Here is an 11,147-nt window from a genome sequence, read left to right on the forward strand (position 1 = left end):
AAACTGATGAAAAAAAGCAAGTGAACCGTTATCTGTTCGCCAGCGTAGAGCATCACACTCATGAAAACCGAAATAGCCCTCTGCCAAGGGGCTAAATCATGCCAGACCATCACAATTCCCGATACTATTGCAATAGCTCAAGCGGGTCTCTTGCGTAAGCATCAAAAAACTTCTCAAGTCCATCAAATAATTTCTTGGGCACATTGTGCGTATCGCCGTAATCGACGTAGACCGACGAGCGCTCATCTGTCTCATACTTCAAACGATAGCAAAAGCTATCGATCAAGTGGTCTGAGAACAATACCCCATAGGGTGACGACTCTGTATTTCGCTCAATAATCTCAGCCAGCGACCAAAGACGCCAAAAAACGCTGTCTTCCATGACACACATTCCGCCGACAGCAGAATAAAGCGCGATAACGTCAAGCGTGGGCTTGAGCGCCAAACTGACGAACACATTCGCAATCTCAGCTACTGAATGCCCAGGCAACAAGCCCAAGTGCTGAGCATGCCATTGAGGAATAAGCTTTTGTATTATCTGCATATCGCCATCACTATAATTTCCGGGGACAGGTCACAAGTTAATTTATAGCATCTTCAGACATGCTCATCCATACTGATTTCACGTTGGATGCAATCAGCAAATTCAAACCCGATGGTCCCCTCATCCAGTTCAACATGCAGACGGGCGCCCCCCGATGCAAGCTGAACACACCGCAACTCTGACAGAATCGGGGAGCCATGCACAAACAGAGCAGGTGAAACGGTCTTATGCACCGTATCTACATACGACCCGCCAAGCCCCGACACCGCCAGAAACCGCAACTCCACGGCATAAGCAAGAAATTCTGATTGCGGGAAAAAGACCGCCCGCAGCCCCTTGAAAACCCGGCGCTTCCAGCGCCAGCCACGCACCGGGCAAGTCCATTTCATGACGACATCCCTGCCCTCATTTTCAAGCCCCAAAGAAATTAATTCACAGTCTTCTATTTCAAAGCGATCGAAATCTGGCAATTCCATTTTTATTTATATGTACCTGATGGGCTGATCAATAGCATCATTGCGAACACGACACCAATGCACGTGTCAAAGAATTGGCAAAGCATAATTTCTCAGCGTGAATTATTTTAGCAAAAACCTGCTCTGCGCTTACGCAAGACAGCCTCAACATCAGCACGACTGGCATCTCGATCAAACTCTGTGAAAGTATGTTCACTTACTTGAAACCATCGCGTCATAAGGCAGCCTATGAGGTACTCGACATTTTATGAATGCAGCTTAGCATCATCCGAACTTGATCCTGCTCAGCATTTGGCAGGTACACTGCCGGAATCATGGGCAGTATCCGCTTTCAGATCACCCTCTGTTTTTCAAATCGACGAACTGTCCGCCCGTCTATCCTCAATCCATTTCAGGTATTGATGTCTTAATTCAACGAACCGTTCAAAATCCCAATTCTCTTCAACCGGGATTGCCCTCAAGTCGCGAAATAATTTCTTCTCGATCAAAAACGCATTCCAGGATAATTGCGGCGGCAATCTCTCGTCAAACAGCAATAGATTGTTTATGTTATCCACAACATAAAACATTGCCGAGATGTCCGCAACCGAGCCGAGAATTCCAGGGCGAGTATCTAGAACATCCTCAAACCACTTAACGAAGTCAAGACACTTTTGATTAGTCATGTTGTCCAATTCAATCGCGTGAAAGCTAAGGCAAGGAAAAAGTGCGAGCCTCACATGCTCACTCAAGTCTAAATAGCTTTACATTTTTATGTTCCGTGTTCGCGCACATTGCAGCAATTTTTTGCTTCCTGGGTGTTTTTTGATCTGGTTCATTTCTCCTGGTACACTCAACAACATCGGAATGTATTCGCGCACTCAATCTTAATGACGTACCAGAATACCAGCAGCGCATCCACAATTCATTACGCCCCACTGTTTTAGTGAATCGCCAAAACTGGATTCCGTCTTTTTCCAGAGGAACCAATTCCCTTTCGTAGCCTTCTGCAGATTGATTTATAGGTCCTTCAACAATCGACATCCCTCCCAGATTGAACGTATCATCAGAAGAATCAACTTTCCATCCTGGAATATCCTGTTTTAGCTGACTAAATCCTTTAATCGTTGCAGGGCAGATTTGAGCCATCACAATACCAGACTCGCCGAGAAAGAGTGTCACAAACAATAGAAGGATTTTCATTTCATTTGAGAACATGTGTCAGATTAAGGAAAACGTGTGTCAGGGGTAAGCTCACACTTACAACTGTTTTCAATACGACATATGTTCTTTCTATTTTTCATAATTTTCTGGCCAATCTTCCTCTAATCCTATTTGTTTCACATTGACTGGCTTAACCGGTTCAAATGTGACTACCGCAAATATGTCTGCGTGACATTTCTCACAGTTGGCATAGCAGCATTCGTTAATCGACCCGGACATCTCATTCACCAATTGCCCTCCTTCCTGCCATTGAGACCACCTGGGGTCGTCTTTTTTCCACCAGATCATATCTTCGTTTAAGTGATAGGTGTTATTACAAAACCTCCCGCGCGCGTCACCATCAAATGTCGATGCGACATGGCATTGCGCCTTGATCGAAGCAGTCTTGCCGCAGTGCGGGCATGTGTCTTCAAAAACAATCCAGTTAAAAGCGGCCATGTTTAACCTTCAATTCTAAACAGGCCAAGAGTGAATGAGAGTTTTTGAAAGGATTCAGGCGACATTAAACTCCTCCAAACCTTCTGGCCACAAAACTGTATATTCTGATTCTGACACCTCACGGTAAGCTGCCTTGATATCAATCCAATATGCACTACCACCAAGGATAGTTTTTACTTCCTCAAAAGCACCCTCGGGATTATCAGTATGAATAAAAATATTGACTTCATCAGCGCCTGCATCATGACCATCAACCTCATTAGCTTCTGTTAATTTCTCAATTAACATGTCCTCGGCTTCGATCATGAGATCGTAGGTATTGATCGAACAGGAGGACCACTGTATAACTAACTGGTATTTTTTCATTTAATAATCTTCGGCATTTTGGATAAATTTCACGCTTTCATTATGAATCATTGGAGATCATATTTTCATCAATAACGGCGGTGGATTGTAGTGATTTTCAAGACCAGTCTTTCGGTAAAATCGTTCTATCTCGTCGCTCGGATATTGTGAAAATCTCGCTGATTCAATTTTTTTGCAGTTCTCTAAATCAGCAAGCGATTTATTTTCAGGACAAATTCCGAACAATTCCAGATGCTTAAGCGAGGCCATTTTTGCGATAAGAAGAAGTGACTGCACAACAGTGCACTTTCGAGACGCATCCCATGCAGGAGAAGTCGACAGAGATAAAGACTCAAGATTTTCGAAATTCGCCAAAATGGCTAGATCGGATATTTTTGGCATATGTAAGATACTCAAATACCGCAATTGATGCAGTGGCTCCAGAACGTCCAATGAAAAATCAGGGAATGACCCAATAAGCAGTTCTTCCACATTTTGAAATTGATCTAAAGATTTCAGGCTGACGTACTTGCAATGCCATATACGCATCGACGTAATTTCCATGTGCCGATCTATTGCTGGAAATTTCTTTGCCGGGTCTCTCACTAAATCCAGGTGCATTTTTTTGCAAGCCGCTTAGATGTCAATCCCAGCATACGGAGAAAACCATGTTCCCGGCAGATGGCTCTGGCGCGTTCTTTGGTTTCCCATAAGGCCATCCCGTGACCACACCATCAGCCCACATGCCCTCTATCCATTTTTCAACTTCAGATTGGGAAGCGGAGGTAAAAATGTGGACGTTTTCCGCCGGTGGAAAGTCGTCCACAAAGCCGGAGTAATTCCAGTCAGTGTGCAAGCCTACCAGTATTTTTTCAACATCCGGTTTAGCGGCGATTTCTTTAAATCTTGCATAAAGCTCTGCTATTGACGGCCTGCCAAATCCCCATTCGTTAGGAGCAATGCAATCCTCTACGCTATTACCTGAAAAGTACAGATGAAAATCGACAACAGGGGGAGTTTCTTCTTCGCTCCAATTCAATGTAGCGAGATAGTTACGAATCTTCTGATGCATATGTGCCTTTTCAATAAACGAAATGTTAGTTGTCTTCTCTTGGTCAGATACTGACAAAACCCACATAAAAGCGATCACCTAACAGGGTTGACTTACTTTTCTACGCTTTGCTCAGCAATATTTTCTTCTCCAACTCAAGTGCAAGGAAATGATGAAAAGGCAAATGCGCGAGTTTGACCGTGACATAAATAATCGCAATAAGGGCAGGCAGGCGATATGGGAACTGTGGAACAAGTAAGATGAATGAGAAAAATAACACCGTCTGCACCAGCAATGGCAACCATACCTGCCAACGTCGCCAGACCACGCCCAGGACAGGGCGGATCAAGGTTGATTGCTCTTGCTTGGATAATCCTTTAAGAGCCGGGATTGAGGTTTTATTCCAGTAAATAGTCATGTTTTTCCTTCAAAAAAATCTTCCGCAATTCAAATATATGCTATCTCAAAAATAATTTAAGGAGTCACAGGGATTTTGTGAATACGCAGTACAGCTACTGCGGAAGGAGAAATTAACCCTTCAGATTCTTTGATCAATTTACGTAAGACCGCAATAGCTTTCTCTTTTTCTGCATGATTGATTAAATGCGCAGCCGCTGCAAATCGAACTTCTATTGAACTGTGCATTAACAAAGGCAATAAGCACTCGGAAACAACACCACCCCTCACCCATTCAGCGACAATTTCTTTATTAGCGCGCTCTTTTGCACTTGCAGTTTTAGAACTCCCGTTATCAATACCTACCCAATATTCTTTGGAGTTTTGAATAAATTCTTCAGATTTTTCATCAATCATTTTATTCTTTATTATGCATATTATTTTTTAAACGAGTACGGTCTCGTTCAGTTTTCTTCCGCTTGTAAAACCTCTATCGCTGCTCGCATGGTCTGAGCCGCCTCATTGTGAGTCTCCGTTTTCAGCACTTTGGCGATATCTTGCACAACACCTCGCAATCGCAATCTGTGCGCCCAGTCTGCCGCTTTAGTACGCACTCGTGAGCTTTTGTCTTTCAAACCATCACGGATCATTCCAAGACATACTTGTTCCTGTGTTTTTTCTGTGAGGCACAGCAGGGCATTGTGATGAACATGAGCATGTTTTGAGAGCGCCATTTCCTGAATCATCTGCAAGGCTCTATTATCTAAAATTGCAGACTCGCCCAAAAATGTAGCACCAAGTTCGTAGACGCTTGCGTAACGATCAGAAGCAGCGTCAACCACGGCAATCAAGCTTGTCTCAGAAAGTGGTTTGCCAGATTCTAATAATTCATCAAACGCATCCCGAAGCGGTTTTTCAAGATCAGGTCTCTTTGGACGTATGAATCTTTGAAGATGCTGCTCAATATAAAATCTTTGATAAAACATAAAAACCCACTCGATCAATTTTCTTTTGACTCTTTCCTGTCATAGAAATACTCTTCGAATTCCTCGTGCAATCCATCACCAAGCTCAATGCCGTCCTCATCAACAGCGTAAATTCGACCAGTATCTGATAATGCGGTTGCGCCATCCAGTATGCATAAGAAAGAGTGAGCTAAACCTTGAAAACATTCGCTGAACATCTCTTCCACAACTTCTTTTGGTATGTTATTCAGAGAGAGTGCACTTTGAAAATTTCTGAATGATTCTATATTGGCACCCCAATCAAGGCCAGAACTCTGTCCAGTTATAGCCTTGGCTGCTGCTTTAGACCAAGCGTCTATCGCTCCTGCCATATCTGCAAAAAACTCTTCTTTCTTCGTCATCGAATTTCTGCCTTAGGGGTATGATAAAAACAATTTCCCAGCTTCTTTCTTAGCACTACAAGATCCCATAGATACTCTACAGAAGAATCTGAAATAATTACTCCTTCAGGAGGAACATCAGGGATTTCCAGAGTCACTATGATGCTCCAATTCAAAGCGTTTTTTCTTAAAATATTTTTTAAATCATCAACTAATTTTAGTGTTAAAAATTCAGGATTGAATATGCAAACTTTTTGTTGATTCGCTCCCCAGTCATCGTCAACCAGCCAAAAATCTCCATCACCAAAGGCATCATTCTTACCCCTCGTACTCAATATCAGGAGCATCTTCTGGTAGACAATTTCCCAAGTGGATTCACGCATAATCTCAATCATTTACGAAAATATCTCCTAAATCCGCTCTCAATTTTTCAAATATCCCTGTTAAGGACAATTGAATTCTTACGGTCCGTCAATTCCGCAGTCTGCTGCTCTTGATGAATATTGTCGCTGGCACCATTTAATCCATTGAGAACGATTTTTTTTCCGACGCTCCATACGTTCAGCACGTGGAGTATCCGCATCGAACGCTCCAAAATCTTGGTTAGTCATGTGCCGAAGAATTGCAGCTAGCGCATCATGAACTAGTTCTGCCCCATAATGTACACTCCTCTCCGACGCATTAGGTAAACGATTTAACAGACTAATTTGAGGGTCCGGTAAAGAACGCATGTCGTCAAGATGACTAATAATAAAAGGCACGGCATCGTCTCCCAAAGCTTGAATATTTTCGAAAGCAATCACTTCTTCTTTGCTAGCGGTCATTTGATTAACTAGCTTTGTTACACGAATAGAAAGTGAGGTTCCCGCCTTAGGTTCTTGCTTATATAGGAAAAAGAATGCCAATGCACCAATTGCACATAAAAATAATAAACTACGAAGTTTTAACAAATAATATGCTCTCTCAAAAATAATTTAAGGTGTCACTGAAATTTTATGAATACGTAATACAGCATCAGCCGAACTACCGATCAAGCTTGGATGATCAACCAGATCACGCAGCACCTCAATTGCTTTTTCTTTCTCAGAGTAGTTAAGCAAATGTGCAGCAGCGGCAAGTCTTACTTTTGCCGAATTGTGTTCAAGCAATGGCAACAGGTAATCTGCGACCATGGCACTTTCTGCCCATTTGGCGACAATTTTTTTATTGGCACGCTCTTTCGCGTTTCCATGCTTAGCACTTCCTTGCCAATATTCCTCGGCATTGTTGATGAACTCCATTTGTTCCGCACTTGTTACGTTTGCCATTTCCGACATCATTTCAAATCAAATTCAATTACCATCTATATTGATAGTCAAAAATTTTGTCAATCAAACCGGCATCCAGTAATTCGACTGATGCAGCTTTGTACCACTATAAAAAAGGAACCGGTAAAGCAATAATTTCTGCTCTGGTAAGCTTCTCTTTGGGTTCCTTTTCAATCACTCCTATGAGTGCCTTTAAATCACCTACACAATAACGGCTTATGTCATATGTAATTGGAAAAATCTGATTAACAGTCAATCCTATAAAAATTTCAAGCGCCTCAGGACCAAAGCGCTCCCGCTCAATATCGTGATATCTCGCCAAAGTAAACCACTTATCATCTTTAAAAATTGAAAGAGTTAAGAAGTGCTGCGTTAGTTGTGCATTGCTTGCGTCAACATTTCCAATCAACGCCCATGTGTCTGCGCCATTGGCGAAACGAACCTTAGTACCAACAAGTTTCCCTGTTAAGCTTTTTACAGGCATTCTTTTTATTGCGCGAACAACCGTTTCCCCAATTTTTTCATGAGAATTTGTATATTGCCAGACTGGGTATTTTTTCAAATCAGCAATTGTTAGCAATTCAACTGGTTTAGCTTTTTCATACACGGTCATTTAGGAAATCCATCTCTTATCATGACCTAATATCAAAGAACATCTAATCAATCCTTCGCGCTCGATTATCATAATCTGTGCAAAACCGTCATCGTCAATATTCACAATTATTTCGCTCCTGCTTTGCCAGCGCCAATAATTCCTGCATCACGGGACTCTAAGATTCGGGCGATGTAATACGAAATTTTTCCTGAAAATCTTCGACAAACTGCTGTAAATCAAAATCATCAATTTTGTATTTTGAAATGACCTCTGGAATTTCTTTCAACAGCAATTCAGAAATTATCATTTTCTTCTTAATGAAATCGACGCTTTTCATTTCCGGCAGATCAAGCATGATATCCACATATAATTTCTTCTCTTTTTTCGACAAGCGTATTCGTCGTTTCAGATTCAAAGCGGGGTCTTGACACATGAGAACAATGGTAATCCCAATTAGTCCAATACCATAATCCCGCTCTTGGAAGTAGGCGTGGTAGTTATCGTCAGAGAATGCCTTTAGAACCTGATCAATCTTTGACTCCCAATCGAAGTCACCTAAGATATTGAGTCTCATGTCTTTACCGAATTGAATAGTTTTTCGCTCAGCTTACACTTTAAAAAACTGCCAGATAACATAAAGAATAAATCCGAATATGACAACCAATACTGGCGCCAACCAAATTACAACGCTCTTAAGAACTGCTTTTGGTGAGAGATTTTCCAAAGACGTAATTTCATCCTCGGCCTTTTTCAACAGATACTGATCGAATTCATAGTTACCAGATTTAGCAATATGTTTCCCGATCTCCAGCAATTCTTGCCATGTTTTAGCTGCATACTCGTTACCGTATTCGTTTGACTGAATTTCGAAACTAATCGACAACATCAAACTTTTTGCTATGTCGATCTTTTCTTCCGGGAGAAAAGAACAAGAAGGACAACGATCTTTAAACCATTTTTTTTGCGAGCCGCATTTAATGCAAATTGATGTAAATTTCATTTGCGCATTACACGATCAATTAATCTCATATTTCTGTTCAGAGTTTTTCATTAAACCCAGGTACATTTTCTTTCTAGACGTCTCCTAATTGAGGACGTCTCAAATGAAATCAATTTGATTTTCCTTATCCAAAAAATATAAGCCCAAAAGCCTCCCTTTTATTGAAGGGAGACCAGCATGCTCTTGGCTCACGAAATCTAATGGGAATTTATCGCGCAAAACCTGTTGTGATAACCCTTCTTTTTCCCAGGAAGGACGTCTTATACCATTCCAGAATGTTAAATATTCTTCTTTATTAACAAATATGGCGGGTTGCAACGTTTCTACTGATTTATCGTAATTCCAATAAATATAACCATCATACTGGCGACCATCTTTGTCAAAAAAATCTGTCCTAACAAGAATTTGATGATCAGGGAAAAACGGATTCCCAGTTTCAAATGGTTTTATTGAAAGTTCATCTTCTACAGTCTCATCCATCGGAAAATACCAAACAGGATATTTTTCCAAGTCAGAAAGGGTTAAGTCATAAACTTGTTTATGCATTTGTTTTGAGGCTAAAAAAAATACTTCCAAGTTTTTTTCTTAATGCGACTACATCCCACAGATACTCTACAGATTTCTCTGAAACAACCATCGCATCAGGAGCAACATCATGAATCTCCAGCACTATTATGATGCTCCAGTCTGGGGCATTCTTGCATAAAAATTCTTCAATTCCCCACTAGTTCTGGCGTCAGAAAATCTGGATTGAATATGCAGATTTTCTGATGTTTTTCACCCCAATCATCGTCCAGAAGCTAAAAATCTCCTGGGCCAAATGCGTTATCTTTACCTCTGGCACTCAATATCAGAAGCAGCTTCTGGTAGACAATTTCCCAAGTGGATTCACGCATAATCTCAACCATTTAGGACAAGGCTTCATCGAAAATACGTCCTAAATCTGCCCTCAATTTTTCAACATTGAAATCAAGTTTATTCCTTTTAACGACATTTTCCAGTAAAGAAATTTTACCTAGAATAGCGCTTCTTAAAAATTGATACCTTTCGTTTTCTTCTCTATCAAAAAAGTTTTCACTATTTGCGATTATTGGTATTCCGATAGATTTCTCTTTTTTTCTATAATTTTCAATCTCCTTTAAATTATTCAATTCATAAGGTAAAGGATTCAAATAAAATTGAAAAAGAATAATATTTAACCCACTGCCATAATCTGAAGAACGCAGTTTTTTCAAAATTTTGGAAATGCCTGCATCTCCCCAAATATATGTCCTGAACACCCCCCCTTTTTCTTTAGCTTGTTCCTTAGTTCGCTGATCATCGTCCCAGTTAACTGATGGTCCACTTACAAAACATCCTAGAAAAATTGCTTCAGAATTCATAATTTATATCCCTTCAAATCAATGTCCATTCAAATTCAGAGGGCCGCGCCTAAAAATGTTTTCCATTGCTTCCCACTCATAAGCTGTCAGCCTATTAGGAAACAAAATCTTTTCCATATATTTATCTGACATAAATTCCCTTGTATATCTCGACTCGGCATTTAGCTGGGAAGTAATACCATTTTTAAGAAAAACTTCTCCCTCTTTTGAAAAAAGCTTATACCCCCAGGTTGGCCTGAGACTTTTTAGCGAGTTCCCATGTACTGCGACGTTTTCAATAGCTTCTACTGCTGCTACTTCACATGTTCGTGCTGTGTTAGCAGCCATTTTCGTAGCATTCGCAAATGGTGCCAAACCAGGCAGCATTGCACCTGTAGATAAAGCCGCAGCAACCTCAGCCCCGATCAGTAATTGTTCCGCGTATACCGCACCATAATAACAAGCAATTAACAACGGCCCAAAACAACGTCCCGACGGATCAGTAAAGCTGATCGGATTCCCTCCGACATACCCATACCCATTAATCCCCCCAGCCAACCCAATCGGGTCTTCCGCGATAAACCGATGCGTCGCTGGCGAGTAGTAACGTGCACGGTAATAGTACAAGCCATTGCCGTCATTCTCCCTACCTGTGTACTGGAATGCATTATTAACTACCGCATCTGCCCTGGTATTACCATACGGGTCATAGCTGTAATCAACAACTTTGTCACCCGTACCATTTGTCAGGCGGATAGTCGAACCAATGGCGTCAGTGAGGTATGTCAGACTGGTCGCTGTTGATCCTGATCCGCTCTGCTGCACCAGTACCTGATCTATCCCTGCGGTGATGTAACTCGCCCTGATACTGGCTGTGTCTGCCTGTGTTGCGTTGAGCCCGTTTAGTTCCTGAACAATATTCACTCCATCATACACAAAGCCCGTACTGACTCCATTGACAGTCTTTGTTTGTCTTCTGCCCAATGCATCATAAGTAAAGCTGGCCGTTTCTGTGTTGGTACTGTCCTTGATCTGGATGAGCTGGTTACGCGCATTCCAGACATAGGTGTTGATGCCGTCGCTTTG

Annotated in this window: 21 protein-coding genes; all 21 read right to left on the reverse strand. The window is 41.5% G+C overall.

Annotated elements, in window-relative coordinates:
• Nucleotides 1-124: 124 nt before the first annotated feature.
• The gene (locus LZ463_RS25910) at nucleotides 125-544 is read right to left on the reverse strand and encodes a hypothetical protein (RefSeq protein ID WP_241459213.1); all 420 of its coding nucleotides are present in this window, start codon (nucleotides 542-544) and stop codon (nucleotides 125-127) included.
• A gap of 53 nt (nucleotides 545-597) precedes the next feature.
• Nucleotides 598-1,020 (reverse strand): hypothetical protein, encoded by a 423-nt coding sequence (locus tag LZ463_RS25915; protein ID WP_241459214.1) that lies wholly within the window; start codon nucleotides 1,018-1,020, stop codon nucleotides 598-600.
• 350 nt (nucleotides 1,021-1,370) lie between these two features.
• Nucleotides 1,371-1,685, reverse strand: a complete 315-nt coding sequence (locus LZ463_RS25920) for a hypothetical protein (RefSeq protein WP_241459215.1) — start codon at nucleotides 1,683-1,685, stop codon at nucleotides 1,371-1,373.
• 58 nt (nucleotides 1,686-1,743) lie between these two features.
• On the reverse strand, nucleotides 1,744-2,202 hold the full coding sequence (locus LZ463_RS25925) for an STY0301 family protein (RefSeq protein ID WP_241459216.1): 459 nt from the start codon (nucleotides 2,200-2,202) through the stop codon (nucleotides 1,744-1,746).
• Between the two features lie 90 nt (nucleotides 2,203-2,292).
• Entirely contained in the window at nucleotides 2,293-2,661 is a 369-nt protein-coding gene (locus LZ463_RS25930) for a hypothetical protein (protein ID WP_241459217.1), read from the reverse strand.
• A gap of 54 nt (nucleotides 2,662-2,715) precedes the next feature.
• Nucleotides 2,716-3,027, reverse strand: a complete 312-nt coding sequence (locus LZ463_RS25935) for a hypothetical protein (protein ID WP_241459218.1) — start codon at nucleotides 3,025-3,027, stop codon at nucleotides 2,716-2,718.
• 57 nt (nucleotides 3,028-3,084) lie between these two features.
• Complete coding sequence (locus LZ463_RS25940; protein ID WP_241459219.1) at nucleotides 3,085-3,627, reverse strand: hypothetical protein; 543 nt, start codon at nucleotides 3,625-3,627, stop codon at nucleotides 3,085-3,087.
• A 22-nt stretch (nucleotides 3,628-3,649) separates the two neighbouring features.
• Nucleotides 3,650-4,144, reverse strand: coding sequence for a hypothetical protein (locus LZ463_RS25945; RefSeq protein ID WP_241459220.1), 495 nt, complete (start codon nucleotides 4,142-4,144; stop codon nucleotides 3,650-3,652).
• 34 nt (nucleotides 4,145-4,178) lie between these two features.
• Nucleotides 4,179-4,475 (reverse strand): hypothetical protein, encoded by a 297-nt coding sequence (locus LZ463_RS25950; RefSeq protein WP_241459221.1) that lies wholly within the window; start codon nucleotides 4,473-4,475, stop codon nucleotides 4,179-4,181.
• A 56-nt stretch (nucleotides 4,476-4,531) separates the two neighbouring features.
• Entirely contained in the window at nucleotides 4,532-4,870 is a 339-nt protein-coding gene (locus LZ463_RS25955; protein ID WP_241459222.1) for a hypothetical protein, read from the reverse strand.
• A gap of 47 nt (nucleotides 4,871-4,917) precedes the next feature.
• On the reverse strand, nucleotides 4,918-5,439 hold the full coding sequence (locus tag LZ463_RS25960; RefSeq protein ID WP_241459223.1) for a hypothetical protein: 522 nt from the start codon (nucleotides 5,437-5,439) through the stop codon (nucleotides 4,918-4,920).
• 14 nt (nucleotides 5,440-5,453) lie between these two features.
• Nucleotides 5,454-5,819, reverse strand: coding sequence for a hypothetical protein (locus LZ463_RS25965; protein ID WP_241459224.1), 366 nt, complete (start codon nucleotides 5,817-5,819; stop codon nucleotides 5,454-5,456).
• Nucleotides 5,816-6,193 (reverse strand): hypothetical protein, encoded by a 378-nt coding sequence (locus tag LZ463_RS25970; RefSeq protein ID WP_241459225.1) that lies wholly within the window; start codon nucleotides 6,191-6,193, stop codon nucleotides 5,816-5,818. Before LZ463_RS25970 ends, LZ463_RS25965 begins: the two co-directional genes overlap by 4 nt.
• Nucleotides 6,194-6,259: 66 nt before the next feature.
• Nucleotides 6,260-6,748: a hypothetical protein gene (locus LZ463_RS25975; protein ID WP_241459226.1), complete on the reverse strand. Its 489-nt coding sequence runs from the start codon at nucleotides 6,746-6,748 to the stop codon at nucleotides 6,260-6,262.
• A 24-nt stretch (nucleotides 6,749-6,772) separates the two neighbouring features.
• Complete coding sequence (locus LZ463_RS25980; protein WP_241459227.1) at nucleotides 6,773-7,105, reverse strand: DUF2019 domain-containing protein; 333 nt, start codon at nucleotides 7,103-7,105, stop codon at nucleotides 6,773-6,775.
• 106 nt (nucleotides 7,106-7,211) lie between these two features.
• Nucleotides 7,212-7,718 (reverse strand): hypothetical protein, encoded by a 507-nt coding sequence (locus LZ463_RS25985; protein ID WP_241459228.1) that lies wholly within the window; start codon nucleotides 7,716-7,718, stop codon nucleotides 7,212-7,214.
• Nucleotides 7,719-7,875: 157 nt separating this feature from the next.
• A complete protein-coding gene (locus LZ463_RS25990) occupies nucleotides 7,876-8,274 on the reverse strand; it encodes an Imm44 family immunity protein (protein ID WP_241459229.1) in 399 nt (132 codons plus the stop codon).
• Between the two features lie 33 nt (nucleotides 8,275-8,307).
• Complete coding sequence (locus LZ463_RS25995; protein WP_241459230.1) at nucleotides 8,308-8,700, reverse strand: hypothetical protein; 393 nt, start codon at nucleotides 8,698-8,700, stop codon at nucleotides 8,308-8,310.
• A gap of 99 nt (nucleotides 8,701-8,799) precedes the next feature.
• Complete coding sequence (locus LZ463_RS26000) at nucleotides 8,800-9,276, reverse strand: hypothetical protein (RefSeq protein WP_241459231.1); 477 nt, start codon at nucleotides 9,274-9,276, stop codon at nucleotides 8,800-8,802.
• A 332-nt stretch (nucleotides 9,277-9,608) separates the two neighbouring features.
• Nucleotides 9,609-10,082, reverse strand: a complete 474-nt coding sequence (locus LZ463_RS26005; RefSeq protein ID WP_241459232.1) for an Imm44 family immunity protein — start codon at nucleotides 10,080-10,082, stop codon at nucleotides 9,609-9,611.
• Between the two features lie 18 nt (nucleotides 10,083-10,100).
• Nucleotides 10,101-11,147: RHS repeat-associated core domain-containing protein (locus LZ463_RS26010; protein ID WP_277624178.1), on the reverse strand; the 1,047-nt coding region annotated here is incomplete at its 5' end.

Origin of the sequence: Undibacterium paludis, assembly GCF_022568815.1 — a bacterium.
In the GTDB taxonomy this organism is placed as follows: Bacteria; Pseudomonadota; Gammaproteobacteria; order Burkholderiales; family Burkholderiaceae_D; genus Undibacterium.